The organism is uncultured Caldilinea sp. (genome assembly GCF_937128415.1).
Classification (GTDB): Bacteria; Chloroflexota; Anaerolineae; order Caldilineales; family Caldilineaceae; genus Caldilinea.
Window position 1 is genome coordinate 53,681 of the sequence record NZ_CAKZMJ010000033.1, and the last position, 26,880, is coordinate 80,560.

25 protein-coding genes and 1 pseudogene are annotated in these 26,880 nt (G+C 61.9%); 17 read left to right on the forward strand and 9 right to left on the reverse strand.

Features of this window, described 5'->3' with window-relative positions:
• Positions 1-111: 111 nt before the first annotated feature.
• Both Q0367_RS05410 and Q0367_RS05415 read right to left on the reverse strand, forming a co-directional pair.
• The gene (locus Q0367_RS05410; RefSeq protein ID WP_298981176.1) at positions 112-1,485 is read right to left on the reverse strand and encodes a ribonuclease H-like domain-containing protein; all 1,374 of its coding nucleotides are present in this window, start codon (positions 1,483-1,485) and stop codon (positions 112-114) included.
• Between the two features lie 28 nt (positions 1,486-1,513).
• Positions 1,514-2,338, reverse strand: a complete 825-nt coding sequence (locus Q0367_RS05415; RefSeq protein ID WP_298981177.1) for a class I SAM-dependent methyltransferase — start codon at positions 2,336-2,338, stop codon at positions 1,514-1,516.
• A 60-nt stretch (positions 2,339-2,398) separates the two neighbouring features.
• On the opposite strand from Q0367_RS05415, the gene recJ reads away from it, so the two are divergent.
• From recJ to Q0367_RS05485, 14 genes are all read left to right on the forward strand, one after another.
• On the forward strand, positions 2,399-4,150 hold the full coding sequence (gene recJ / locus Q0367_RS05420) for a single-stranded-DNA-specific exonuclease RecJ (protein WP_298981178.1): 1,752 nt from the start codon (positions 2,399-2,401) through the stop codon (positions 4,148-4,150).
• 324 nt (positions 4,151-4,474) lie between these two features.
• Positions 4,475-4,672, forward strand: a complete 198-nt coding sequence (locus tag Q0367_RS05425) for a Flp family type IVb pilin (RefSeq protein WP_298981179.1) — start codon at positions 4,475-4,477, stop codon at positions 4,670-4,672.
• 90 nt (positions 4,673-4,762) lie between these two features.
• On the forward strand, positions 4,763-5,173 hold the full coding sequence (locus Q0367_RS05430; protein ID WP_298981180.1) for a TadE family protein: 411 nt from the start codon (positions 4,763-4,765) through the stop codon (positions 5,171-5,173).
• Positions 5,174-5,338: 165 nt separating this feature from the next.
• Positions 5,339-6,151: a Flp pilus assembly protein CpaB gene (cpaB, locus tag Q0367_RS05435; RefSeq protein WP_298981181.1), complete on the forward strand. Its 813-nt coding sequence runs from the start codon at positions 5,339-5,341 to the stop codon at positions 6,149-6,151.
• A gap of 148 nt (positions 6,152-6,299) precedes the next feature.
• Positions 6,300-7,565: an AAA family ATPase gene (locus Q0367_RS05440; RefSeq protein WP_297632511.1), complete on the forward strand. Its 1,266-nt coding sequence runs from the start codon at positions 6,300-6,302 to the stop codon at positions 7,563-7,565.
• A gap of 3 nt (positions 7,566-7,568) precedes the next feature.
• Complete coding sequence (locus Q0367_RS05445) at positions 7,569-8,519, forward strand: type II secretion system F family protein (RefSeq protein WP_297632514.1); 951 nt, start codon at positions 7,569-7,571, stop codon at positions 8,517-8,519.
• Between the two features lie 16 nt (positions 8,520-8,535).
• Positions 8,536-9,492, forward strand: coding sequence for a type II secretion system F family protein (locus tag Q0367_RS05450; RefSeq protein WP_297632515.1), 957 nt, complete (start codon positions 8,536-8,538; stop codon positions 9,490-9,492).
• Positions 9,493-9,504: 12 nt separating this feature from the next.
• A complete protein-coding gene (locus Q0367_RS05455) occupies positions 9,505-11,364 on the forward strand; it encodes a tetratricopeptide repeat protein (RefSeq protein WP_297632517.1) in 1,860 nt (619 codons plus the stop codon).
• Between the two features lie 11 nt (positions 11,365-11,375).
• A complete protein-coding gene (locus tag Q0367_RS05460; protein WP_297632520.1) occupies positions 11,376-12,731 on the forward strand; it encodes a CpaF family protein in 1,356 nt (451 codons plus the stop codon).
• 247 nt (positions 12,732-12,978) lie between these two features.
• Positions 12,979-13,509 (forward strand): TadE/TadG family type IV pilus assembly protein, encoded by a 531-nt coding sequence (locus Q0367_RS05465; protein WP_297632522.1) that lies wholly within the window; start codon positions 12,979-12,981, stop codon positions 13,507-13,509.
• Complete coding sequence (locus Q0367_RS05470; RefSeq protein WP_297632524.1) at positions 13,506-14,627, forward strand: pilus assembly protein TadG-related protein; 1,122 nt, start codon at positions 13,506-13,508, stop codon at positions 14,625-14,627. The genes Q0367_RS05465 and Q0367_RS05470 overlap by 4 nt, the downstream gene beginning before the upstream one ends.
• The gene (locus Q0367_RS05475) at positions 14,624-15,361 is read left to right on the forward strand and encodes an A24 family peptidase (RefSeq protein WP_298981183.1); all 738 of its coding nucleotides are present in this window, start codon (positions 14,624-14,626) and stop codon (positions 15,359-15,361) included. The genes Q0367_RS05470 and Q0367_RS05475 overlap by 4 nt, the downstream gene beginning before the upstream one ends.
• A 133-nt stretch (positions 15,362-15,494) precedes the next feature.
• Complete coding sequence (locus Q0367_RS05480) at positions 15,495-15,896, forward strand: DUF192 domain-containing protein (protein ID WP_298981184.1); 402 nt, start codon at positions 15,495-15,497, stop codon at positions 15,894-15,896.
• A gap of 121 nt (positions 15,897-16,017) precedes the next feature.
• Positions 16,018-16,725 carry a hypothetical protein gene (locus Q0367_RS05485; RefSeq protein ID WP_297632533.1) on the forward strand — a complete coding sequence of 236 codons (708 nt, stop codon included), beginning with the start codon at positions 16,018-16,020 and terminating at the stop codon, positions 16,723-16,725.
• A gap of 19 nt (positions 16,726-16,744) precedes the next feature.
• On the opposite strand, the gene Q0367_RS05490 is transcribed toward Q0367_RS05485, so the two are convergent.
• The 3 genes from Q0367_RS05490 to Q0367_RS05500 all read right to left on the reverse strand — a co-directional run bounded on the left by Q0367_RS05490 (position 16,745) and on the right by Q0367_RS05500 (position 19,655).
• Entirely contained in the window at positions 16,745-17,380 is a 636-nt protein-coding gene (locus Q0367_RS05490; protein ID WP_298981186.1) for an NUDIX domain-containing protein, read from the reverse strand.
• A 113-nt stretch (positions 17,381-17,493) separates the two neighbouring features.
• Positions 17,494-18,696, reverse strand: coding sequence for a DUF58 domain-containing protein (locus Q0367_RS05495; RefSeq protein ID WP_298981187.1), 1,203 nt, complete (start codon positions 18,694-18,696; stop codon positions 17,494-17,496).
• Positions 18,697-18,701: 5 nt separating this feature from the next.
• Entirely contained in the window at positions 18,702-19,655 is a 954-nt protein-coding gene (locus Q0367_RS05500; protein WP_298981188.1) for a MoxR family ATPase, read from the reverse strand.
• A 364-nt stretch (positions 19,656-20,019) separates the two neighbouring features.
• Here Q0367_RS05500 and Q0367_RS05505 point away from each other — a divergent pair, with 364 nt between their 5' ends.
• The 3 genes from Q0367_RS05505 to Q0367_RS05515 all read left to right on the forward strand — a co-directional run bounded on the left by Q0367_RS05505 (position 20,020) and on the right by Q0367_RS05515 (position 24,104).
• The gene (locus Q0367_RS05505; protein ID WP_298981189.1) at positions 20,020-21,744 is read left to right on the forward strand and encodes an ABC transporter permease subunit; all 1,725 of its coding nucleotides are present in this window, start codon (positions 20,020-20,022) and stop codon (positions 21,742-21,744) included.
• On the forward strand, positions 21,737-22,624 hold the full coding sequence (locus tag Q0367_RS05510) for a carbohydrate ABC transporter permease (protein ID WP_298981190.1): 888 nt from the start codon (positions 21,737-21,739) through the stop codon (positions 22,622-22,624). The genes Q0367_RS05505 and Q0367_RS05510 overlap by 8 nt, the downstream gene beginning before the upstream one ends.
• Before the next feature lie 76 nt (positions 22,625-22,700).
• Positions 22,701-24,104: an extracellular solute-binding protein gene (locus Q0367_RS05515; protein ID WP_297632551.1), complete on the forward strand. Its 1,404-nt coding sequence runs from the start codon at positions 22,701-22,703 to the stop codon at positions 24,102-24,104.
• A 141-nt stretch (positions 24,105-24,245) separates the two neighbouring features.
• On the opposite strand, the gene Q0367_RS05520 is transcribed toward Q0367_RS05515, so the two are convergent.
• The 4 genes and pseudogenes from Q0367_RS05520 to Q0367_RS05535 form a co-directional block, all read right to left on the reverse strand.
• Positions 24,246-24,980 carry a PIG-L deacetylase family protein gene (locus Q0367_RS05520; RefSeq protein WP_298981191.1) on the reverse strand — a complete coding sequence of 245 codons (735 nt, stop codon included), beginning with the start codon at positions 24,978-24,980 and terminating at the stop codon, positions 24,246-24,248.
• Between the two features lie 189 nt (positions 24,981-25,169).
• A complete protein-coding gene (locus Q0367_RS05525; protein ID WP_297632557.1) occupies positions 25,170-25,451 on the reverse strand; it encodes a ferredoxin family protein in 282 nt (93 codons plus the stop codon).
• A 257-nt stretch (positions 25,452-25,708) separates the two neighbouring features.
• Positions 25,709-26,407 carry a Crp/Fnr family transcriptional regulator gene (locus Q0367_RS05530; protein ID WP_297632560.1) on the reverse strand — a complete coding sequence of 233 codons (699 nt, stop codon included), beginning with the start codon at positions 26,405-26,407 and terminating at the stop codon, positions 25,709-25,711.
• Positions 26,408-26,700: 293 nt separating this feature from the next.
• Positions 26,701-26,880: pseudogene (locus Q0367_RS05535) on the reverse strand (EamA family transporter RarD); the annotation flags it as partial.

The following is a 26,880-nucleotide window of genomic DNA, read 5'->3' on the forward strand; positions in this document are numbered from 1 at the left end:
ATGTGATCCTCCGTGTCATGATGAAAAGGCTGATGGAAATCATTGTGGGTGGACGAAGTGTTGATAATGTTGCCATTCTGTCACAGATGCGTCGGCTTTGCATCTTTTCGTTTACTTTGCATCTTTTCGTTTGCTTTGAATGCGCCGGAGCCGACGCTCCAGGTCGGCGCGCTGCCCCGGCAACCTTCGGTGCGCCGGCAGCGCCTCCACCGTGTGCAAGCCCCAGCCCGCCCACATCTCGGCCTGCTCCAGGTCGCGCGTTCGCCATTCGTGATATTTGGCCAGCTCAATAAACGGCGTAGCGTCCGCGCCGTTGACGGTGGCCAGCCAGCGCTGCCACAGCTCCGCCGCCTCTTCCCAGCGCGCCTGACGCTTCAGCAACGCAGACCAATGTGCAAAGACCTCGCTGCGCAGGGAATCTGTGGCCGCCATGTCCAGGGCGAGACGATAGGCGCGCTCGGCCAGCGACGTCGCCCCCTGACGTTCGTGGCAGAGCGCCAGCGAGAACAAATCCTCCGCCGCCAACGCTTCAGGGTGCATGAGCTCCGAGGTGTACGCCCGCGCAAGATAGCTCGCCAACGCCGCCATCGAAACGATGTCCTCCCGGTTGTGATAAAAGACGCGGCGCATCTCGCCCGCCTGCCCACTGCGCAGATACTCTAGGTAAAGCGCCGGAATCAACGCGCCCGGCACATCCTCCTCGCTGCGTTCGACGCCCAGAATGCGCTGCTCCAGATGGATAAGACGGCAGCTCTGCAACCGCCGCCGCCAGAGACGCCGCGCCGGAGGCAGAAGGTCGAGGTGCGGCTGCCCCTCCCCCAGCCGAGAGGCGCGATGAGCGTGCGCGGGCAAGAAGGCCAGGTGCTGACGATAGCGGCTGCGCAGCAAGGGCAGGTCAAAACTGCGGCCGTTGAAGGTCACCACCCATCGTTTCGGCTCGACCCGTTCGGCCACAGCAGCAAGCAATGCTGCTTCTTCTCCAGGATGACGCATAAAGAATTGCCGAACCACAAAGTGCGTGGGCGCAGACGACGCTGCGCCCTCACGGCGGTCGTCTTCCACGCTCGCTTTATGATTCCAGGATTCAAAGGTCCCGACCCCCACCATGAACGCATAGACGCCCGCGCCCAACCCCGTCGTTTCGGCGTCGAGAAAGGCGGCGTCGGCAAAGCGCAGGTCGCCGCTGAGTCGAAATTCCGGATGCAAGAGCGCCAACGCGGCGGGGGGCGCATCGAGTGCGTTCGCCAGCCGCTCGCGCCCTCGCTCCACGTCAAGCGGAAGGGCGGTCGTCACCACATAGCAGCGACCGGCGGCGGTTTCGACCTCCTGACCGGGCGCCAGCTCCTCCAGCCGCCCCTGTGCGGCCGAAGACAGGGTGGAGCGCAGCCCGCCGTCCGCATCGACCGAAACGTAGGCTAGCTCTGTCCGGCTCTTTTGAGGGCGCAATCCCGCCAGCCGACGCAAGCGCTCCAGTGCATCGCTCATGATCCGCCTGTCTTTCTTCGTCTCTCCTTCACAGGTTTTTCCTGCCGATAAAACAGCCGGCATCCTTGGGCACGCGCAGCCGACCCTGTGCATCCAAATGGCGACGCAGCCGCTCCGCCACCATCGGCAACAAGCGCGCAGCATGGCTGCCGTCCGCAGGGCGATCTTCCAGCGCGTCGATATGGGCGCTTGCATAGTAGCGCAGCGCCGCGCTCAACGAGGGAAAGAGAAAGGCGTCGCTGCGCACGTGCGCCTCTGCATCTGGAAAAAATTGGCGCACCAGCTCCCAATGCCCCAGATGAAAGCGCTCCGTCGCGTGGGGAGCAGGCGTGTAGCCGAGCGCAAGCGCAGCCTCGCAATGCGCCTTGTGAAACAGAGCGCCGGCGTCCGCAGCATTGGTCGCCAACATCACAAGGCCACCCGGCTTGAGCACGCGGCGCATTTCCGCCAACGCCGCCGCCTGCTCCGGAACGTGATAGAGCATATGGTTCGCCATCACGCGGTCTACGCTTGCATCGGCCAGCGGCAGCGCCTGCGCATCCGCCTGAAGCGCCAACACGTCGAGCCTCTCCTGCATCGCCTGGCGGCGCGCCGCCTCCACCATGCCGTAGGAGCTATCGAGCGCAATCACTCGGCAGCCCGCGGCGTGAAGTCGGCCATGATAGGCGCCCGGCCCACAGCCGATGTCGGCCACGGTCAGACCAGGGCGAAGCTCGAACCGCGCCAACGCCCAGTCGAAAAAGTCGTTCGGGCGTTCGCTGTAGAGCGCATGCGCCTCCTGGCGGATGCGCAACTTGTCCGGCCCGGCGTATTGATCGGCAAGATAGGAAGGATGGACGGCGAACGCTGACATGGGCGGCTCCTGAAAAGCCCTCTGCTTGGGGCAAACTCCTCGCAACAGTATAATCATACCATGCCGCGGCGAGAAGCTCATTGGAAGATTGCGCCTGCAGCGCCCGACGCCTTTTTGAACGCCACGCCGGAGCACCCGATCCTGGCGCAGGCGCTCTACAACCGCGGCTTGCGCACTCCCGCCGAGGTGAACGCCTTCCTCAACGGTGGGCAGGCTGCAGTGGAAAACCCCTACAAGTTGCGCGACATGCCCAAAGCCGTGCAACGCATTCTGAAGGCGCTGGAGAAACAAGAGACCATCTGCGTCTACGGCGACTTCGACGTGGACGGCGTCGCCTCCACTGCGCTGCTTGTCACTGCCTTGCAGGCGCTTGGCGGCCGCGTCGGCCCCTACATCCCCGACCGCGTCGACGAGGGCTATGGCCTCAACCGCGAGGCCGTCATGCGCATCGCCGGGCAGGCGCAGCTCTTGATCACGGTCGACTGCGGCGTTCGTTCCCTCGCCGAGGTGGCCTGCGCCGTCGAGCGCGGCCTGGACGTGATCGTGAGCGATCACCACTCGGTGGGCAAAGAGCTGCCGCCGGCGCTGGCGGTGATCAACCCGCGACGGCCCGACTGCCCCGCGTCCTTCAAACGGCTGGCGGGCGCCGGCGTCGCCTTTCGTCTGGCGCAGGCCGTGCTGCGCGCCGCTGCGCATGAACGGTGGTCGCCCCTTTCGCCCGACCAGATTCCCGAGGTGGAGGCCAGCCTGCTCGATCTCGTGGCGCTCGGCACGGTGGCGGACATGATGCCGCTGCTGGACGAAAATCGCAGCCTGGTGCGCCGCGGGCTGGAGAGCATCAACGCCGCCCCGCGCCCCGGCCTGGAGGCTCTGATGTTGCAGGCCGGCTTGCGCAAAGGGCTGGTGGATGCAACGGCGATTTCCTTTCGGTTGGCCCCGCGTCTCAACGCCGCCGGCCGGCTGGGCGACGCCCGCCTGGCCTATCGCCTGCTGCGCACCCGCGACCCCAACGAGGCCCATCAGCTGGCCGACGCGCTCAACGCCCTCAACGAACGCCGACGCGCGCTCACCGAGGCCGCCCAGGCGGAAGCGGAGCAGCAGCTCGCCGAACGCCTGGCGCAGGACCCGCCCATCCTGATCGTGGGCGGCGAGGCGTTCGAGCACGGCGTCGTCGGGCTGGTGGCCGGCCGACTGACCGAACGCTACTATCGTCCGGCGGTGGTGATGCGTCGCGACGCCGAGGAAGTGCGCGGCAGCGCGCGCAGCATCCCGGAGTTCGACGTCAGCCAGGCGCTCGACGAAGTGGCCCATCTCCTCGTGCGGCACGGCGGCCATCCGCTCGCCGCCGGCTTCACCGTCAAGCGCATGCACGAGCCGGCCCTGCGCGAGGCCTTGGAGGCGCTGGCGGCGGAACGCCTCTCCGATCGGAGCCTGCTGCGCCCCACGCTTTGGATCGACGCGGTGACGCCGCTTTCGCAGATCACCTGGGGGCTGGCCGAGCAGCTCACCCGCCTCGAGCCGACCGGGCAGGAGAACCCGCCGCCGACGTTGATGGTGCCTTCCGTGCGCGTGCGCAGCGTGCGCACGGTGGGCGGCGACAAACATCTACGCCTGGTGCTCGACGACGGGAGCAACGGGGTCGTCTACGACGCCGTCGCCTTCCATCAGGGCGAGTGGGCGCAACACCTCGGCGAAGGCAGCCGCGTCGACGTCGCCTTTCAGCTTGAGGTCAACGAATGGCAGGGCGTCCGACGCCTTCAGCTCAATGTCCAGGATTTGAGGGCGCCCGCCCCCATTCCGATCTTCCTCTGACAAGTGACGCACCCTACGACTGACCGCCAACTCCACCCCCCCATTTTTGCCAGCAATTGACCGACGCCCTTCCCCAACAACTTCGACCAATAGGCCGATGGCTTTTGCAGCCGAACCCAGTACTATCTTGGCTAGAACGTAGATGGACGTTCCGGCGCACGCAGACCGATCCCCCGCACTCCTGCTTCACCATCGCACTCCTGCATCGAGCCGCCGCCGGACGCCGTGTGGAATGTATGTGATGCGCCTCCGGTGCAAAGGCGCTTCGCAGAATAAACAGTCAGTGGGTCAATCTCAGTCAATCGCTCAACAGGAGGAGCACAAATGATTACGTACTACTATCTGATTCTTAAGTCATACCTCGAACGGGAAGAAGGGCAGGACCTCATCGAGTATGCGTTGATCGCCGGTCTGCTGGCGTTGGCGGCCGTCGCAGCCTTGATGGCGTTGGGTGGATCGATCCAGAACATGTGGAACGCCCTCGCCGGTGCTGTCGCAGCTGCAACAGGTGGCGGGAACTGACCTCAAACAGAAATCTGAGTGTAGACCACGAGCGCATGCAAGACCGCCGCCGTTAAAAGGGCGACCCGTAACAGGCCAAAAGAGGTGAATATGCAACCTCGCGCTGGCCAGGAAAGAGGACAGGATTTGGTCGAGTACGCCCTGATCCTGCCCCTCTTTCTATTTCTGGTCATCGGATTTATCGAAATAAGCCTGCTGTTTTTCAGCTACGTCACGATCTCGAACGCGGCGCGCGAGGGCGCGCGGGCGGCGGTGGCGGCGCCCTCGGCGGGCTGTCCGCTCTCGTGCATCGATGCGCAGGCGGCGGAGGCGGCGCGTCGGCTGACGGCGGGCCTGGTGAACGAAAACATCACGGTCTCCGTCACGCGGCCGAACGCCGACGCCGTGCGCGTCGAGGTGCGCTATCGCGCCGACCTGCTCACGCGCATGATGATCGAGACGTTAGGAGGGCGAGGTTTCGTCATGTTGTCCGCTGCGTCCACCATGCGCCGCGAGGGGTGACGGCTGGGGCGTGACAGGCCGCCCCACCGCTGCGTCCGGCCAGGGGTCGAACCTACGGCGCTCCTGTAGGCGTGACGGGGCGCTTCGGCGCACAAAATGGCGGGAAGACCGGCGAGGCGCAGCGGACAAAGGGTGCGCCGAACCAACCGAAAGGGTGGAAAAACTATGTCTCGACTCAGAGGGTTCATCTGGTTTCTCGCCGGCGTGATTCTGGCGGTGCTGGCCGGTTTCGTCGCCTATTCCACCTTGAACCGCGTGGCCGCTGCGCCGGTCGCCGCCGACGTCTCCGGCCCGACCATCTCCGTCGTGGCGGCGAGCCGCCCCCTTCAGCCACGCACGTTGCTTACGCAAGAAGACCTCACGCTGATCGAGTTGCCGGCGGGTTCGACGCCGGAAGGCGCGCTCGACAGCATCGAGGCCGCCGTCGGCAAGCTCACGCTGGTCCCCCTCTACAGCGGCGAGCCTGTGCTGATCCAGAAGCTGGTCGATCCCAACGTGCGCGCGGCGGACGGACGCAGCGCCCTTTTCCTCAGCCAGGATCAGGTGCTGATGGCGATCCCAGGCCAGGACCTGATGAGCCGCGTCGGCGTGCTGAAGCCAGGCGATCGCATCGACATCCTCTATTCGCTTCCCTTCCCAGAAAATCGCGGCATCGGCGCTGCAACGGAGGAGGACAAGGAGCAGCAGGCCACCTTTGCGGTGCTGCAGAACGTCACCATCGTAGAGATGGTGGGCGGCATCCGTCCGCTGGACGCCTCTGCGCCCGAGCAGGCGGCGCCGGCTGCGGTGCGCCCCGATTCCTTGCTGGTGACGCTGGCGCCGCAGGACGCGCTGACGTTGAAATATCTGATCGACGCCGGCGGCGTGATCGACGTCGTGCTGCGCGCGCCCGGCGTCGAACGGCCCTTCGAGGTCGCGCCGGTGGACATCGACTATCTGATCAACCGCTACAGCATTCCGACCGGGCCGGGGCGATAGAGATGGGAATCGTGTTTCGTGGTGCGTGCTCTGCGGCGCGTGTTTCGCAGTGCGGGTTGCACGGCCCAGGGTGCATGACCAATTGCCCACTTAGAACGCAACACGCCACACGCAACACGCAACACGCAACAGACAGAGGGGGCATAACGTGGCAAGGATCAGTCCAGGCGACACGCTGCGCGTGATGTTGGTCTCTGAGTCCGAGCTGTTACGCGAACAGGTGGACACCATCTTGACCCAGTATGCGGGCGAGCATCGCATCTTCTGGGTCACGCAGCCGGAGCTGGCCCCGCGGCGGGCCGAGGATTTGCTTCCCCATCTCGTTCTGATCGACGACGACCTGCACGGCTCCCCGGCGCCCCACGTGGTCCGCCAGATGGTGCTGGCCGTGCCCAATGCTGTGGTCGTCGTGATCGTGGACGAACACGGCATGGCGGTGGCGCGGCAGGCGGTGCTCAGCGGCGCGCGCGGCTTCGTAACCAAGCCGCTGATGGCCGAGGAGTTCTGGAGCACGGTGCACCAGCTTCTGACCGAAAACCGCATGCCGGACGAGCCGGTCGGTCAGGCGATTCGCGTCGGCAAGGTGGTGGTCTTCATCGGCCCCAAAGGCGGCACCGGCCGCACGATGATGGCCGTCAACACGGCGCTGGCGATTCTGGAACAGACGGGGCAAAGCGTCGTGATGGTCGACGCCGACTATTCGGCCCCCGCCCTCGACGTCGTGCTCAACCTGGAAGGGGAGCGGGACATCAGCACCCTGCTGGCGCGCGCCTCACGGCTGGACAAGGATCTGGTGGCGAGCGTGCTTGCCCGTCACACGTCGGGCTTGCAGGTGCTGCTGGCGCCGCCTCCTCTCTACGGCGCGCTGGAGATCAGCCTGCCGCAGGTCGAGCAGATCGTCTCGCAGCTTCGTCTCATGTTCGACTGGGTGGTCATCGACCTCGGCGCGCTGCTCGACGACAGCGGCTACGCCTTTCTGGACAGCGCCGACTACGTCGTCATGACCGTGTTGCCGGAGCTGGTCTGTCTGCGCAACGCGCGGCTGCTGCTGGATCAGCTGGTGGCGCGCGGCTATCCGGAGGAGCGGGTCTGGATCGTGCTCAATCGCGCCGGCATCAACGGCGGCGTCTCCAAGGACGATATCGAAGCGCGGCTGCACGTTCACATCCGCCACACGATCCCCGACGACCAGCCGCTGGTCAGCCTCAGCATCAACCGTGGGGTGCCGCTCTATCTCAGCCATCGGCGCAGCGCAGTGGCGCGCGCCATCGAAGAATTTGCCGCCATGTTCGTGGCGGGCACGACGAAACAGGCCGTAAAAACGGATCATCCGGTCGAGGCGCCCGCGCAGCCTTCGTCGAACCCGCTGAGCCGCATGTTCCGCCGTTTCAGTTCAGCAGGCGCTGCGAGGTGAACCATGTCTGGAGAAGCCATCGTCGCCATCCTGGTGGGGCTCGCCATCTTCAGCCTCTTCATGTCGATTCGGCAGTTGATGCCGGGCAAAGATCCCGTTGAAGAGCGCCTGCGCGAGTATGGCCTGACCGACTACATCCGCAGCGGCGGCCGCCAGCAGGAAGAGCGGCCGGAGCGTTTTCGTCTGTTGGAGCGGCTGGCGCGAGGCTTTGGCCTGGCCGAAAAATGGCGGGCGCTGTTGTTGCGCGCCAACGTGCCGCTGACGGTGGGCGAATTTACGGCGCTGTTGTTAGGATTGTGCGCCGTGGGCTTTGCAATCGGCGCGCTGCGCGGCGGGCCGCTGGTGGGGGCGATGGTCGCCGGCGTTTTCTGCTTTATTCCTTTCTTCTACATGAAACAGCGCCAGGTGAAACGCAAGCAGGCGTTCGCCGCCCAGCTGCCCGACGTGTTGACGCTGCTGGTCGGTTCGCTGCGCGCCGGCTACGGCATGTCGCAGGCGATCGAGCTGCTGGCCCGCGAGGTGCCTGAACCGGCGGCGACCGAGTTCCAGCGCGTCATTCGCTCGATGAGCCTGGGGCTGCCCCTGCAAAAGGCGTTGCAACTGATGGCCGAGCGCGTGGAGAGCGATGACTTTGACCTGGTGGTGACCGCCATCACCGTGCAGTATGAGATGGGCGGCAACCTCTCCACCATTCTGGAAAACATCAGCAGCACCATCCGCGAGCGCGTGCGCGTGCTGCGCGAGGTGCAGGTGTTGACCGCTCAACAGCGCATGACCGGCAACGTGCTGGCCGGCCTGCCCATTTTTCTGGCGGTGGCGCTTTCGTTTATCAGCCCCGGCTATTTCAACCCCTTCTTCGAACCGGGCTGGCCGCGCGTTCTGCCGCTCATCGCCGGCGGCATGATCGCCATCGGCTTTCTGATCATTCGCAAAATCGTGGATATCAAGGTGTAAACGCGAGGTTGACGATATGGCTCTCGATATAGCGCTCGGTCTGATCGGTGGAACGATGGCGCCCATGCTCTTTGGCCTGTTGGTGGCGGCGACGGTGATCGCCGTCTGGATGGCGCTTTCGCCGGCCGGCGCGCCGCGCGCCGTGGCCGAACGCATGGAAAGCATGGTCGACCCCAGGCGGCTGGTCGATGAGGAGCTGCACCAACCGTTCGTCAGACGGATGATCCTGCCGCTTTTCCGCCGCATCAGCCTGCGCGTGGCGGAGATGATGCCGCAGCACAACCTGGAAAAGATCAACACGGCGCTGATCCAGGCGGGCAACCCGGGCGGCCTGAGTGCGGTCGACTATGTCGGGCTGCGCGTGGTTCTGGGCGTCGGCGCCGGAGCAGGCTATTTTCTGCTGGTCGGCCACGCCGATCCCTTCTTCGTCGCCCTGCGCAACGCCTTCATTGCGCTCTTCATCGGCTTCATGGCGCCCAAGCTCTGGCTCAATCAGCGCATCAAGAAACGCAAAGTCGAAATCCGTCGCGCCCTGCCCGATGCGCTCGACATGCTCACGATCGGCGTCGAAGCCGGGCTGGCCTTCGAGTCGGCGATGCTGCGCGTGGGGGAGCAGTGGGACAACGCCCTGTCGCAGGAATTTCGCCGCGTCGTCAGCGAAATGCGCGTCGGCGTGCCGCGCAACGAGGCGCTGCGCCATATGGCCGACCGCACGCAGGTCGATGAGCTGCGCACCTTCGTGGCGGTGCTGATTCAGTCGAACATGCTGGGCATGAGCATTGCGCAGGTGCTGCATACGCAGGCGGATCAGATGCGTTTGAAGCGGCGTCAACTGGCGGAAGAGCAGGCGCACAGCGCCACCGTCAAAATTGTGCTGGTGCTCGTGCTCTTTATCTTCCCGGCGCTGTTCGTCGTGATCCTTGGCCCCGTCGTGCCCCAAATTATGGAATCGCTGCAGGCAATGGCGCGCTAGGAGGAAACCGAGATGGCGGCAACATTTGGCGCAAACTCCACCGAATACGACGATCCGCTCTTCCAGGAGGCGGCCACCCACTTTCACCTTGGGCAATGGGAAAAAGCCATCCGCGCCCTGGAGACTCTAAAAGCGCGCTACCCCGGCGACGCGCGCATCGCCCAAATGTTGCAGGATGCGCAGTTCAAGGCGCAGCTGGAGGCCAAGACCCAGGTCAAAGAAAAGCGCTGGATCATCCCCTGGCGGGCGATGCTCGTGCGCACGGCGATGGTCCTCGTCATCCTGGGGCTGCTTTTCGCAGGCGTCTGGATGGTGCGCGCCCAGCTGCTGCCGATGCTCGCCAACGCGCAGCTGCAACGCCAGCAGATGCAACTGCTCAATCAGGCGAAGGCGGCGCTGGCGGCGGGCAATTTTGACGAGGCGGAGCAGCGCTTCAAGGCGCTGCTGGCATTGGCGCCGGACCATCCCGAAGCCAGCAACGGGCTGATCGAGGTCGATCAGCAGCGCAAACTCGCCGCGCTCTACAACGAAGCGGTCATCGCCGACAACGCAGGGCTGCGCGAGCTGGCGCTTTCGATGTACAGCGCCCTGCAACTTCGGGCGCCGGGGTATCGCGACGTCAACAGTCGCATCCTCAAGATTCGCCATCAACAAGAGCTGGATTCCCTGATGGAGCAGGCGCTGCGGCTGCACAGTCTCGGCATGGAGCTCGACGCCATCAACGCCCTGCTGCAAATCCAGACCCTGGACATCAACTATCGTCGCGATGAAGTTGCTGCGTTGCTCTACGAGTTGAATCTGCGCCAGGGGAAACGCATTCTGGAGAAGGTCCCGCCTGCGCCGGATGAAGCGCCCCTTGCGCGCGACTTTTTCAACGCAGCGTTGAAGTACAGGCCTAATGCGCCGGAGGCGATCACCGAAGCCCGGCTCGTCACCAATTTCCTGCGCGGCAAAGAGGCGTTCGACCAGCAGCGCTGGCTGGAGGCCGTCAGCCTGTTGCGTTCCGTCTACACCGAGCGCCCAAACTATCTGGGCGACGTCACCGCCTCGATGCTCTACGTCGCCTATATCGGCGCAGGCGACGTCTACTTCAACAGCAACGACCTGATCAACGCCTACGACATGTACAGCCAGGCGTGTCAGCTGCCGCTGCCGGACACTGCGGCCGCCTGCATGAAAGCCAGCACCGTCATCCCGCTCTTGACGCCGACGCCGACGCCGACGATGACGCCGACGCCTGGTCCCACGCCGCCGACGGCTACGCCGACGCCCACGGCCACGCCGCTGCCCCTGCGCATGTTCCGCAACCGCATCATCTTCAAATCGGACAACCCCGATCAGCCGGGCTTTTACGTCATGGATCCTGACGGCTCCAACCGTCAGTATCTGGGCAGCTTCGAGCTGTACGGCAAAGCCTTCGAGGAGCTGCGCGAGTCTGAACGCTACTCGCCTGATGGGCAGTATCGCGTGTCCACCGGCGACGTCGACGGGCGTCCACAGATTCTTCTGCATCTGCCGGTGACCTCGCAGTTCGGCGAGCTGCCCCCGCGCCCGTTGACGCGCTTCTCCACCGCCATCGCCTACGATCCGGTCTGGTCGCCCGACGGCGCCTGGATCGCCTTCGTGACAACCGAACATGGCTCGGACGACATCTGGAAGACGCGGCCCGACGCCTCCGAGCAGGCGTCGCTGGTGCGCAACGACTGGGAATGGGACAAGCATCCGTCCTGGTCGCCCGACAGCAAACAGATCGTCTTTTTCTCCAACCGAGAAGGCCTTGTGCAAATCTTCGTGATGGACGAACATGGCCGCAATCCCACCAATATCAGTCGCGTGCCGTGGCCTGAATACGATCCAATTTGGGTGAAGTAGAGGAGGGAGAGATGTTCAATCTGAAGCCCCCCACCGACGTGGATGGTCGCGCCCGCCCAGGGCGGCTGCCCGGCGAACGGCCGGGCGCCAACGCCGCCTACGCCCAGCTGCGCGACCGCATCCAACAACGGCTGCTCACGGAGCTCAGCCCGACTGCAACGCGCACGGACAACGCCGAAGTGCGGCAGGCGCTGGAGCGCTATTTCAATGAAACGCTGGCGGAGCTGGGGCTGCCGATGAGCCGCCTCGAACGCGCCGATATTTTCGACCAACTGGTGGCCGATATTCTGGGCTTGGGGCCGCTGGAAGCGCTGCTGGCCGACGATGCAGTCACGGAAATTCTTGTGAACGGCCCCTCAAAGGTTTACGTCGAACGCGGGGGCAAACTTGAGCTGACCCACGTCAAATTTCGCGACAACGAGGACGTCATGCGCGTGGTCGAACGCATCGTGACGCCGTTGGGTCGTCGCGTGGATGAGAGCAGCCCCATGGTCGATGCGCGCCTGCCCGACGGCTCGCGCGTCAACGTCATTATCCCGCCTCTTTCCCTGATTGGGCCGGCGATCAGCATCCGCAAGTTTCCCAAACATGCGCTCACACCGGATGAATTGATCAAAAAGGGCGCCATGACGCCGGGCATCGCCGATTTCCTGCGCGCCTGCGTCAAAGCTGCGTTGAACATCGTCGTCTCCGGCGGCACGGGCACCGGCAAGACGACGATCCTCAATGCACTTTCCTCCTTCATTCCCGAAGATGAACGCATCATCACCATCGAAGACGCCGCCGAGCTGCGCCTGCAACAGCCGCACGTCGTGCGGTTGGAGTCTCGCCCGCCCAACGTAGAAGGCAAGGGCGCAGTCACCATCCGTCAGCTCGTGATCAACGCGCTGCGCATGCGTCCTGACCGCATCGTCGTCGGCGAGGTGCGCGGCGGCGAGGCGCTCGACATGCTTCAGGCGATGAACACCGGCCACGAAGGCTCCATGACCACTGTCCACTCCAACAGCGCGCGCGACACGCTGCGCCGCGTCGAGACCATGGTGTTGATGGCCGGCATGGACTTGCCTTTGCGAGCCATCCGCGAGCAGATCGCCTCGGCCTTTGACCTGATCGTGCACCTGGGCCGCCTTTCCGACGGCTCGCGCAAGATCGTCCAGATCGCCGAAGTGCAGGGCATGGAGGGCGACACCATCGTCATGCAGGACATCTTCCAGTTTGTGCAGACGACGGTCGAAAACGGCAAGGTGCAGGGCTATTTCACCCCCACCGGCGTGCGTCCCAAATTCTACGCACGGCTCGAGGCGGCGGGGCTTTTCATCCAGCCGTCGACCTTCATGCCGACCGAGCCGGGGCGCATGCGTCGTTAGATCGCAAAACGTCTCTGCGCCGCGCGCAAAACAGAGCGCGCATTGCTGGCGCATCTAACGCCAAAAGCAGTAGGCTCACGCGCCAGGATCGATCTTTTGGCAGTAGCGACCATGAAATGGATTTCCGTACAATGAAGAAGGCCGCTCACAGTGCAGCGTCGAAGGCGGCGCAACATTCGCAGATCGTAACAACATTCGCAGATCGTCGTCTGAAGGTTCTCGGCTTTGACGGCTCCAGGAGGTGATTATGGGCGCAAGAGAAGAAACAGAGAAAGGCGTCCGCCTGAATCGTTCGGCGACCGGGCCCAATTGGCTGATCAACCGGTGGCGTTCAGAACGCGGCGCCAATTTGATCGAGATGAGTTTTATCGTGGTGCTCATGCTGGCGCTGGTGGTGGGGGCCGTCGATCTCGGCTTCGCCTACCAACATTACGGCGTCGTCCTGAACGCCTCGCGCGAGGGAGCGCGGCTCTATTCGCGCACGCCCTGTCTGTCCAGCAACCGCGCAGCGCTGCGCTCCGCCATTATCAACGCAGTCGTGAACGAGACCAACGCAACCACCAACAGGGCAGGGGTTCGCATTTTGCCGCAAAATGTGACCATCTCTCCCGACCCTACTTCGGCGGGATGCCCTGCGCCAGGCGCGCCGGTGGAAGTGCGCGTGCGCGTGCTCTATCGGTCGCAATTTGGGGAGCTGATCGGTCTGGGCGAAATCCCGATTAGCGCATCGGCCACGATGATGCATTACGGTTCTGACACCTCCCAGAGTGGATCATGAGCAGGCGAAAACTTTTCGGCGACGAACGAGGACAGTCGCTCATTCAATTCGCTTTCATGTTCATGGTGTTGCTCGCGTTTGCGGGCATCACGATTGAAGCCGGCAACGTGTATGCGGTGCGGCGTCAACTTCAGAATGCAGCCGACGCCGGCGCGCTGGCGGCGGCGCGTGAACTCTGCATGGGGCGAGGCGTCCAAAGCGCGATCGACAAGGCGCGCGATTTCATGCGACGCAACGGCATGAACAACACCGACCTTGCGTTGAGCTCCGTCTCCGTTCAAGGCAATCGCGTCACCGTCACAGCGCGCACGCACGCCGCCGTTCTGATCGGCCGCGTGTTAGGATGGGGCGGAGAAAACGGCACGGTGGAAGTCGGCGCCACGGCTCGCTCGGCGTGCGGCGCAGCGGATTCGGCTTGCGGCCTGTGGCCGATTGCGCTGGATGCTGCACTGTTCAAAGATGCGCCATGTGGTCAGTCGGTCGTCATCTGGGACGCCGACTATGACAAGGTGGAGGCGACCTGCACCATCAACGGCCAGCCGCGACCGGTGTGCGACTGTTACATTTGCGACCTGGACGGCGACGGCGCCGATGACTTCACGGTCGCCACGACCGTATCGCGCGGCTGGATGGATTTTCCCGATCCGCCGCCCAACGAGCAGGTTTACGTCGACCCATGCAAGGCAAACGGATGCGGCGCGGCGGAGCTGGCCTGCCGCCTGCGCAACAGCTTTGGCGGCCGCGTCAAACTGCCCGCCTGCATCCCCGGTTTGCGCGGCATTAAGGCGGGCGTCAAGGACGACGTCAACGCCCGAGCCGGGCAGTCGGTGGCCGTGCCGCTCTTTACGTCCGTCAACTGCGCTTCCGGCAGCAACTGCACAGGACAGGAGGCGCAAACGTATTATGTGACCGATTTTGGCTGCGTCAAGGTGACCGGCTGGATTCACACCTTCCGGCTCAACCCGAAGCCCGGCATGCCGCGCACGGTGCGCGCCATCACCAGCAAAGCCGTGTTGGCCACCAAAGATTGCAGCAACAACTGCGTCACTTTCTGCGGCTCCACCACCGGCGAACCCGCCCAGGACGGGCAACTGCGAGCAGCGAGTTTGATCCCATGACAGGCGAACAGATCGGATTCGGTTTATTGGCAGCGTTTGTAGGATGGATCGGCGGCGGCCTGGTGAACTGGGCCGCCGACGTTCTGCCCAGGGCGACGCAAAGGGAGCAGCCGAGCGACTCAGAAGCTGGCGCAGCGAAACCCGCATCCGATGGCCTCCAAAGGGGGTGGAGGCGCCAACATCTGGGCCTCGCTTTTCGGGGAGGCCAGCCTCTTGCCAGCAGGCGCAATCTGATTGTAGTTCTGACCAGCGTCTTGCTCACCGTCGTGATCGTCGCCCGCTGGGGTTGGAGCGTGCAGACGGGCATCGGCTGGGTTTACATGCTCTTTTTGCTCGCCGTCGCCGTGATCGACTTCGAACATCACCGCGTGCTCAACATCATGCTGGCGCCGGCGGCGATCGTCGTCGCCGCCATCAGCTTGTTGCCCGGCGCGCCGGGTCTTCCCAGCGCGCTGCTTGGAGGAGTGGTCGGCTTTGGCGTCTTTTTCCTGCTGGCGATCGTCGGACGCGGCGCCTTGGGCATGGGCGACGTGAAACTGGCGGGCGTGATCGGCATGATGCTCGGCTATCCAAATGTGGTGACTGCGCTGTTGGTAGGCGCGCTGCTCGGCGGCGTCGCAGCGTTCGTCCTGCTGGCGACGCGACGGGCGACGCGTAAAACGGCGATCGCATATGCGCCTTATCTGGCTTGCGGCGCCCTGTTGACGATATGGCTGCAGTTCAGCCTGTTCTGAGAACGCAAAGCAACAAAGGCGAGGGCGTCAAGCGCAACAGAGGATGAGCCTGTATGATTTTCATCAGGATCGGCGCTATCAAGGCGGTCGGCGTCGCAATATCCGATGAAAAAACAAAGGGTGGTGTGCAAACATGGTGCAAGTTGAAAACCGAAGTCGAAATACGATCGTGCTCAGCCACGGGAAGATGGCGAACACGCGCTGGGCGCGACTGCGCGGATTGATCGGAGTGCGCGACCTGCCTGAAGGGCATGGAATCATCCTCGAGCCTTGCCATGGCGTTCACTGCATGTTCATGTCCATCCCGATCGACGTCATCTACGTGGACAAGAACCATCGCGTCGTAGGGCTAGAACGGGCGATGAAGCCGTGGGCCATCGGCAAGATCTATCGCAACAGTCGCTATGTCGTCGAAGCGCCGGTCGGCACCATTGAACGCACGCAGACGCAGATTGGCGACCAACTTAAGATAGTCGTGCTTGAAGAACAGAGAGCGGCTCTCCAGAAAACCTCGCCTTCATCCGCCAGCCTCTGACCAAGCTCTAAAAGGGGTGCACGGGAAACGAATCTTGCAGATGGTGTGGAAATCGGCAGAATGACGCCTCCGTAGATTTCAATTTGTCGTCGGCGGCTGTTGGCCTTACACTATCGCTATCATGCCGAAAAACACCGTTCAAGAAAGTGGTGCGCCGCCCACCATGCGCTCGATCCAGCCGATTCTCGCCATCATCGACGTAGACATCATGTGCGGGAAGGATGAGACCGCCCGTGAGCAGATGCTGCACAATTTGCGCCGCTATCGAGGCGAAGGCGTCAAACCGTTGTGGACAAACTGGCTGCGCCAGCGCGCCGATCTGCGTTTTACGTGTCTGATTCATGACGTCGCCGATTTTAACAGGTTCATGCTCGATGTCGTGCGCAGCGTCGACGGCGTGCGGGAGACGAGCACCCTGCTGAGCTTCGGCGGCCGCGCCGACATCGACACTCTCCTTGAACTGGAGATGGAGGTCAGCACCAACAACATGGTGGCGGTGAACGTCATGCTCGACGTACAACCCGGCATGGATCGGCAATGCTTCCAGGCGTTGCTCGACCTGCCCCCGCACCCGGAAGTGAAGCGCGTGTGGCTGCTCAACTGCTACCACAGCCACAACTTTGACCTGATGTTATTGTTGCTCGGCAAGCGGCTCAGCTCCATCACGGGGTACGTGATGAGTTGGGTGCGAACCACGCCGGGCGTCATTGACACGGAGCTGCAGACGGTGATGGACTGGCGCTGGCTCGCCAGCCCGGATGACCTGGTCGACCTGGTGGAGCTTTTCTTTACGCGCACCGCGCTCGACAGCCAACAGGAACACCTCTGACATCTCTCTTCTCGCCGCATCAGGACTTTAACGCTAGGCGCTCGGCCACAAATCGATGGCTGAGCGCGCGATAGCGCCCCCAATCCGCCCACTCTTTGGAAATCCGATAGGTCATCGCCAACAGATCGGCGACCCAAGGCAACTCCGTCGCCGGTCGCCACTGCCAGCCGCGGATGGACTCCTCCGGGTCTTGCGGCGCGATGGCTGCGTCCAGAGGCATGCGCACCAGAAAGTGATAGGTGGCGAACGAAACGGCGCCCAACCTTGCATGGTGCAGTTCGTAGGCCAACACGCCCAGACAACGTTCAACTTGCGCGTCGTCATCGCCTTCGCCGATGCGCAGGCCGGTTTCCTCGAAAATCTCGCGCGCCACCGTCTCCATGATGCGCTCCCCAGTGTGCACGCCGCCCGTGGGCAGCCGATAGATGCCCTCCGGATAGAAGGTCTTGGCGTGCAGCAGCACCCCTTGCATCGGGTCTCCGCGATGCAGGACATAACAGATCTCGGCGCGGCGGCCATTCGAGGCCAACTGCTGATGCTCGCCGCTCAGGAAAGGATCGGCGACGTTCAGCGTCGTCTGCGCCACGGGGAACGCCCCCCAACGTCTCTGCAGCGTTTCCAATTCTGCTATATCGATTGCCTCGGTCAGGCGCATGTCAAGTCCTTTCTGGATCAGGCGATTTTCATCTCTGGACGATCCCTCGAACTTCCTTCTTTGTGGCTTTGCGTCTTCGTGACGATTGGTCAGGCAATTTTCATCTCCGGGGATCACTCGAACTGCTTTAATCGTTGTTCAACCGCCTGCAAGTCGCTCTCCCACAACGCCGGCAAAATGCGCAGTCCAAGGCGACGACCGTTCGCCTGAATCGAACGAAAATCGCGCTGGCCGGCGCAGACCAGAACGACGACGTTTGACCCGCGTCGGTGCAGACGGTGCAGCATCCACAGGTCTTTCTCGTCCACGCCGGGTGCGATCAGGACCACGGTGGTTCCCCAGGGCAAACTGGCGGTCTGGAGAGGAAGCCACTCGTGCAGGGGCGGAGCTTCATCGTTGAGCTGGATGCGGGCGAGCAAGCGCCAGACGTTCATCAGATGACTGCGCCCGACGCGCAGGCCGATCGGTGCGGCCGGCCCCTCGATGAAGGGATCGACGCCGTTCGAGGCCAGCCCCACCGCCTGACGCTGCTCGCTCATGTGTCCGGCGATCGACGCTGCGATCGAAATCGCCCACTCGCTGGCGCCGATCAACGCGCGCGCCGGATATGCGGAGCGGTCTAGATTCAACGCAATAAAAACCGGCAGCTCTTGCGAGGGTTGCAGCTTTTTGACCAGGAGCGTGTCTTCATGGGCGGTCGCCTTCCAGTGAATGCGTCGCAGGCTGTCGCCGCTCACATATTGACGCACGCCGCCGAGACGGGCCGGGTCTTCGTCGAGCTGGCGGCGCGTCGGCAGTGCGCCAAAGGGCATGCGCCCCGGCAGGCCGAGTTTTTCCAGCGGCACGATCGCCGGATAGACGATCAGCTCGTCGCCGCCTGCCTCCTGCCAGCGCGCATCGACGAAGCCGAACAGATCGCTGGTGCGCAAGCTCAACGGCCCGACGGTGTAGTAGCCGCGGCGGCGACAATATAATCGGTAGGTGTGACGGAGCGCAGAGCGGCCGCCGATGCTCAGCACGACGCGATAGTCCGGCTGGTCTTTCAGGTCGAGCGGCACCGCCTCCTGCACCTGCAACCAGGGCAACGGCAGCCAGGAGCAGTTTTCAATCTCGATCGCGGCGGTGACCACTTCGTTGGTGAAGGCGTACTGCGGGATGCGCCGCTTCACGCGCAGTCGCTGGAGCGTGCGACGCACCCACCAGTGGCTGAAGGCCCACACGCCGCCGACGACATAGACCAGGTAGTAAGCCCAATCCATGCGCATCAAGGCGGCGATGGCGAAGAGGATCAGCAGCGCCCAGAAGATGTGGTTCATGACGCTCACTCGTCGACGGCGCCGAGATCCAGCGGCGTGCTCTCCACGATCTGGGCGATGATTTCGTCGGCGCTGCGGCCGCGCAGTGCGCTTTCAGGCCGGACAATGCAACGATGTGGCAAAGCCAGCGGAGCGATGGCCTGAACATCGTCAGGCAGCACGAAATTGCGGCCTGCGATGGCCGCACGCGCTTGCGAGGCGCGATAGAGGGCTAGCGATCCGCGCGGGCTGGCGCCCAACGCCAGGTCGGGATGATGGCGCGTGGCGTGAATCAAAGCGACGATGTAGCGCCGCACCGAACGATCGACGCGTATGCTCCAAATGAGCTCGGCGAGCTTGACCACCTCCGCCCCGGAGGCGACGGCGCCGAGCTGCTCGATGGGATGACGACCGGCGACCGCAACGAGCATTGCTTCCTCCTCGTCAGGAGAAAGATAGCCGAGTCGCACCCGAAAAAGAAAACGGTCGAGCTGCGCCTCCGGAAGCGGAAAAGTTCCCTCGAACTCGATCGGATTTTGTGTGGCGAGCACCAGGAAGGGGCGCAGCAACGGTCGAGTTTCCCCGTCGACGGTGATCTGTCGCTCTCCCATGCATTCCAGCAGGGCGGCCTGAGCGCGCGGGGTGGCCCGGTTGATCTCGTCGGCGAGCAAGATATTGGTGAACACGGGGCCGGGCGCGAACTGAAAGCGTCGCGTCTCCTGATTGAAGATACTGACGCCGGTGATGTCGCTCGGGAGCAGATCGGGCGTGCATTGAATGCGGCGAAAATCGCTGCCGATGCTGGCGGCCAGCGCTCGCGCCAGCATCGTCTTGCCGACGCCGGGCACATCCTCAATCAACACATGTCCTTCACAGAGCAGCGCAATGATCAACGTATCGATCACCTCGCGCTTGCCGACGATCACCTTCTGAATATTGGTGCGCAAACACTCGGCGAATTGCTGTATTTCTGTCGTCATAAAGATAGTATGCCGCAGAGCGGACGATTTGTCAGGAATCGTTTTGTCAGGAATCGTTTCTGGCGAGTGAGAAATTGCTCCCAATGTTAACGGCTACTTGACCGCCCGTTAACATGGTTGTGCAATCATTCGGCATGGAAAAATTCTGAAAAAGAATTGACGCATCCTGTTGCGTTTACTATACTAAATGAGGAAGCGATTCCCAATCATGCAGACTTCTCTCTTGTTTCGGAGGATTGGAAGTCGATGCATCCCTGCACGATCTCCCTCCATAGCGAGGCGACGGTCCAATTTCCCAAAGATTGACCTGCGATGTTAACAGCCCTGCGCCCGCCGAGACATCCAAGCATAGACCAGAGGCTTCATGAGTGACGCGCTTCTGACCGGCGAAACCAAATCCGCCTCTTCGACGCCTCGCGCTCTTCCCGTCGCCGCCAGGCGCAACATTCTGTCGGGGCGACAGGGCCGACGCGTGCGCGAGGCATTGTTGGCCTACCTCTTTCTGACGCCGGCCTTTCTGATCGTCGGCGTCTTTGGCCTCTTTCCGCTGGTCTTTGCAGCCTTCATGAGCACCCATCGCGGCATCAATCGCATTCCCGGCACATTCGATGGGCTGGGGAACTACATCACCGCAATCGGGGATCTCATCTACCTTCTGAGCTTTTGGAGCATTTTGGCGCTCATCTTTCTGGCGGTGCGTGCGCTGTGGCGAGGCGCCCATGAAGCAAGGGCGCACAACGATGCATTCTGGGGCTGGGCGGCGCCCGGCGTTGCCTTCGGCGTGATGGTCTCAGCAGGGCTGGGCTGGGTGGTCCGGCTGTTGCCGCTGTTGCTCGACATTCCCAACCAGCTGCGCGGCGCCCGCAACACGCCGGAAAATTTTCAACGCCTCCTTGGCGAAGCCCTGACCGCCCCGCAGGTGATGCAGATGATGGGGTTGATGTTGGGTGGGTTGATCCTCGGCGCCTTGAGCGCCTGGCTGATGGCGCGCCTGCGTCGCCGTCGTCATCGCTACGGCAACTACACCGGTTCATTCACATTGGCGACAATTTTGCTGGCGCTGGCGGGGGCGATCGGCTGGCTGACCTGGGCTGAACTGGAGAGACGGATCGAGAATTCTCTGAGCGCAGGCGGCGGTTTGGATCTCGCCTCCCAAATGATCCTGATCAGCGCCGGTTTTCTCCTGCTCTGGCTGTCCTGGAAACTCTGGAAAAGCGCCAGCCATCGCGAGACCATGGCCGGTGCAATCTTTCGGCTGATGGGGGCCGCCGCGTTGATCCTCGGCGCCTGGGTGTTGATCGCAGAGGCGCCGCGCGTGATTGCCCAGGGAGACCGCGTCTGGTGGAACGCCTTGCTGGCGACCTTTTACTACTCGTTGGGCACCATCCCTCCGCAGCTGATCGTCGCCCTCATCCTCGCCGTGCTGCTTTTCCAGGAGATTCGAGGGCGCAGCTTCTTTCGCGTGATCTATTTCCTGCCCTACATCGCTCCCTTCGTGGGCACCGCCGCTGTTTTTAAGATCATTTTCTCGAATCGTCCGACGGCTCCGATCAACAGCATTCTAAACTTTTTTGGGCTTCCTGCACTGGGATGGATCAACGAGCCGAACGGCGTTTTCAATCTGCTGACGCCGGGCGTGTCGTTGCCTGCCTGGGCCGGCGGCCCCAGCCTGGCGTTGGTCGTGATCATGATCTACGGCGTCTGGACCTTCTTCGGTTTCAACACCGTGATCTTTCTCGCCGGGCTGGGCAATATCCCCAAAGAAATGTATGAGGCGGCGGCGATCGACGGCGCCGGGCGTTGGGCGCAATTTCGCCATATCACGCTGCCGTTGCTGTCGCCGACGATCTATTTTCTGACGCTCTATTCGGTGATCGGCACCTTCAAAGCCTTCAACCATATTTACGTGCTGCGCACAGGCGCAGCGCTCGGCACGACCGACACCGCTAGCGTCGTGATCTTCCAGACATTCCAGCGCGACACGCGCTACGGCTATGCATCGGCGCTGGCCGTCTTGCTGTTGGTGGTCATCATTGTTTTAACGATTATTAACAATCGTGTGGCGGAGAGGCGGGTGCACTATGGCTGAGGCGCTGGCGCAGTCGCGAGCAGTCGCATCTGCGCAGCAGAGGAAGAAGCCACCTATATTCCGATTCGCGGGCGCCTATCTGGTGCTGACGCTCGGCGCAGCGGTGGCGATTGTGCCCTTTCTATACACCGTCAGCGTTTCGCTGATGAATCTCACCGAGGCGAACGGCGGCGCATGGCTGCCCAGCACGCCGCAATGGCGCAACTATATCGACGCGTGGAATCAGGCCAATTTCTCGCGCTACATCTGGAACAGCGTGCGCATCGCCGCCATCACGGTGGCCGGAGAGCTTGTCTTTTGCACGCTGGCCGCATACGCCTTTGCGCGCATGGAGTTCTGGGGCAAAAATCTGCTTTTCAGCCTGCTGCTCTCGACGCTCATGTTGCCCGAAGCGATCACGTGGGTGCCGAACTTCATCACCGTCTCCTGGCTAGGTCGCGTCGGCCCGATTCCGTGGATCAACAACTGGCCGGCGTTGACGATCCCGTTTATGGCCAGCGCCTTCAGCATCTTTTTGCTGCGCCAGTTTTTCATGCAGGTGCCGAGCGACCTGTGGGATTCGGCGCAGATCGACGGGGCCGGCCATCTGCGGTATCTGCTGCAGGTGATGATTCCGCTCTCGCGGGCCGCCCTCATGACGTTGGTGCTGTTCAGCTTCATCGGCGCCTGGAACGCGCTGGCCTGGCCGATTCTGGTGACGACGACGCCCGATTGGCGCCCCATCACCTATGGGTTCTTCGCCTTCATCGATGAAGCGGGAGCGCAATTTCATCTGCAGATGGCCGGTTCGGTGATCACCATGGCGCCGGTCATCGTGCTCTATTTTTTCACGCAGAAAACGTTTATCGAGGGCATCGCCACCTCCGGCCTGAAAGGATAGCGTCAAACAGCGGCTCGGCCGTTGTGAATATAAATTTCAGGAAGCAGATCGTTCCAGTTTTTCAAGAGGAGATCCTATGAAAGCATTTCGATGGCTCATTGCACTTCTGCTGGTGACGGCGTTTGCCGTTTCGGCTTGCGCGCCGATGCCGGCCGCCCCGGCGGCGCCCGCAGCGCCAGCGGCGGAAGCGCCGGCTACAGCCGAACCTGCGCAGGAAGGCGGCGTCTATACGAACGTCGATCCGAGCGGGCAGACCGTCGTCTGGTGGCATCAGCACTCTGGTCGACGCGAAGAGGGGTTGAAAGCGCTGATCGCCGAGTTCAACGAAACCAATGAGTTTGGCATCACGATCGACGCGCAGAACCAGGGCGGCTACGATGAAATTCGCAACAAGGTCAACTCAAGCATTGCCGCCGGCGAACTGCCCGCTGCGTTGCTCGTCGGTTATCAGAACGATCAGTCCTTTTATCAGCTCAACGACACGCTCGTCGACCTGAACCTGCTGCTGTACGATCCGAAATGGGGGATGAGCGAAGAGGAGATCGCCGATTTCTACCCGGCGTTCCTGGAGCAGAGCGTGAATCCGCTGTTTGACAACCAGCGCCTGGGCTGGCCGCCCAACCGCTCGATGGAGGTGATCTATTACAATCAAACGTGGCTCGAGGAGTTGGGCTTCTCCGGCCCGCCCACGACGCCGGCTGAATTCAAGGAGATGGCGTGCGCAGCGGCGGCGGCCAACGGCGATGGCACCGGCGGCTACATCCTGCGCGACGACGCTTCCGCCGTGGCGTCCTGGACGTTCGCCTTCGGCGGCCATGTGTTGACGGAAGACGGCACCGGCTATATCTACAACGGTCCGGCCACCGTCGAGGCGATGAAATTCCTCAAGGACCTCTACGACTCGGGCTGCGCCTATTTCTTCACCGAAGGCTTCCCGAATCCGCAATTCGCTGCGCGCAAGGCGATTTTCACGCAGGGCTCCACCTCGGGCATTCCCTTCTACGCAGCCGACATCGCCAAAGTTGCGGAAGAGCAGGGGCGCGCGCCGGACGAGTGGGGCGTGGCGGCGATTCCGCACACGACGCCGGAGCCGGTGCAGAACATCTACGGCGGCGACGTGATGATCGCCAAGACGACGCCGGAGCAAGAAGTGGCCGCCTGGATTTTCATCAAGTGGTTCACCTCGCCGGAAATTCAGGCGCGCTGGGTGGAGATCAGCGGTTACTTCCCGACCCGCGCCAGCACGGCGCAGTACTTCTCCGAGGCCGTCCTGGCGAACAAGCCGTTCCAACAAGGCGTGGCGCTGCTGCCCTACAGCGCCTACGAGCCTCAGTTGATCTCCTACCAGGCGGTGCGCGACGCCGCCACCCGGGCGTTCAATGAGATCATGCAGGGCGCCGACATTCAGGCCACGCTGGACAACCTGACCGCCTTCGCCAACGAGCAGGAGGCGACGATGATGGCCGAGATGGGGCGGTGATTCTGCGCTGAACCGCACACAACGGCGAATGGGGAGGATTCCAACAGTTGGAGTCCTCCCCATTTTTTCATTGCAGCGGTGTTGCTTGGGATGTGGGGATTGTCCGGCGCATCTTCCTGATGGAAGAGAGGACTTGCCGAATCAACCGAATTTCATCACTTTGAAGAACTCAAAGTAGCGAACAGAGCCATCTGGCTGCTTCTCGCCCCAAGTCTCCAGCCAGCGTTGTTTGGCGCCTTCTGGATCGCTGAACTGCGACCGATGACAGAGGATAGCCTCGATCTTGGTGGAAATTTCAGCCGTAATGTCGAGTTTCAGCGTCGGCGCCTCATGGCCGTGCACATACAGATATTTGATCTTATGGGGGTGATAGCCCTCGTCGGCCAGGTCGGGATAGAACATCGGGTTGTCGGCGGCCGGGAAAATGGCCTCAATGGCGATCAAGCCGGCGTTGCGGTGGTCTGGATGGTTGATATAGCCGTCGCCGACGAAATAGCGGTCGGGATTGGTGCAGATGATCAGTTCTGGGCGAATCCGACGGATCTCGCGCGTCACGCGCTTGCGAATGGCGCGATGCGGACGCAGGAAGCCATCCTCTTCCCCCATAAAGAGCACTTCCTTGACGCCGCACAGGCTCGCCGCTTTGCGCTGTTCAATCTGACGCATGGCGATCAGTTGGTTGCGCGTGATTTCTGGATTGTGATTGCCTTTGTCGCCGTTCGTCAACACCATGTAGGTGACTTCAATGCCCTGTCGCGCCATTTGAATGCTGGCGCCGCCGCAAATGAAATCGGCGTCATCCGGATGGGCGACGATCACCAGAGCGCGTTTCACATCAGACCAGTCGGGAACGGTTTCGATATACGGATGGTCCATACTAATACACACTTTCGTCAAAAAGAGATGGATGCGGCTCCTTACAACGGATGGAATCAACAACGGGTGCAATCAGACCGAAAAGTCTGAAACAGGGACACCCAATGGATTTCTGCGATCAAAAAAGGAACCCCTGTCGCCAGAGGTTCCTTGGGTCGGCTGATTCGGATTGAAGCGCCCGTTACGGGTCTAGGACTTTATCTTCTCCAGTGCAGAGTAGCCAGGCCCCTCAGAGAAATACAGAGCATTCAATTCGGCGGCGTATCGATACTCTTCGGGCAGGTCTTCTTCCGGCAGAATGGCGTCGACCGGGCATTCGGGAACACACGCGCCACAGTCAATGCATGTATCTGGATCGATATAGTACCAGGGCCACTCATCTTCCGGGAATCCCGGAACGATGCACTCTACAGGGCACACCTCTGCACAGGCGCCATCGCGAATGCAAGGGTCAAAAATCACATGCGTCATGAAAAGACCTCCTGAATTGTGGAATGATCTATACTTGTCTTCAAGAATGCATTGTCGCCCAAACTCATCGCCGCCCTGAAGATTCACGTTGACAGACGAGCTTGTGAGAGCAAGCAAATCTGATGTTTTCCATCAGTTTGTGCCTTGAGGCACAATCTCAGGAACGATTGTAGCGACGTTTCCGGCAAATGTCAACTGATCTATAACTTTTTCGTTTAATTTACTACACATCGTGTTGAAGCTGGGTTCAGCGCAAGTCAACTTTCGGCGACGGTGGCCAGGCCCTCGGGGTCCAGGATCGTGATGCGCTTGCGCCCGATGTCGATATAGCCCGCGGCTTTCAGATCGTTGAGCACCTGGGTCGCCGTCTCCCGATAGGTGCCTACACTTTCCGCCAGGTCCTGGTGGGTGAAGCCGGTGATCTCGTTGCTCCCCTGCTCCTCCGCAAGACGCAGAAGCATGCTGGCCAATCGCGCCGGAATTCCTTTGAACGCCATATTCTCCAGACGTTCCTCCGCCTCGCGCAAACGGCGACCGGTGATTTCCAAGATGCGCAGCGCCACCTGAGGCTTGTTCAAGATCAAGCGCTCCAGATCGCTGCGGCTCATCACGCAGATGAGACAGTCTTCGACGGCCTCGGCGAACGTATTGTGCATCTTCGCTCCCAATAACGCCATCTCGCCGAACAGAGTGTGCGGGCCGAGCGTCGTGATCACCAGTTTTTTTCCTTCCGGGCTGATGCGATATAGCTGAACTTTTCCTTCTTTGAGGATGAAGAGCACCTCGCCCGGCTCTTCCGGCCGGTAAAAGACGCGGCCCTTCGGAACGGTGCTTATCGTCGTGATGCGATTCAGCTCCTCCATCTCGCGCGGGGAAAGGTCTTGAAACACCATTAGCTCGGAAAGATAGCGCATTTTCTCTGCGGGTTGGGCAATCGTCGAGGATTTTTCTTCCACCGTTTTCCACTCCTGTCTATCGGTATTCAGGTGGTCCCAGTTTACACCTTGCTCCAATTATGAATCCCGCATGAGCAAAAAGCAAGTCATCATAACCTTTTTGACTTTACATCGTCTTCAGAAATAGAACATTTTCATCTTCTGATTTTCCTCTTCCAACAGGAGGGCCGCAATGCACGGCGAAAACGGTTTTTCGGAGATATTTTATATTATGTTAATCATCGGCATCATCGGCGTTATCGGATTCTTTGTCGTGGCTGCAAGCACGATCGGAGGCATGTAGGCGAGAGGGTTCATAGACGCGCCTCGCGCAGCGCGTGTTGGTGGATGACGCCCTCTGCAGAATAAATGAGCAGGGCCAGCCAGATCATGGCGAAGCCGATCAGGCGCGTCTGATCAAAGGGTTCATGGAAGATCAACAACCCAACCAGGAACTGAAGGGTCGGCGCAATATACTGCAAGATGCCTAGCAT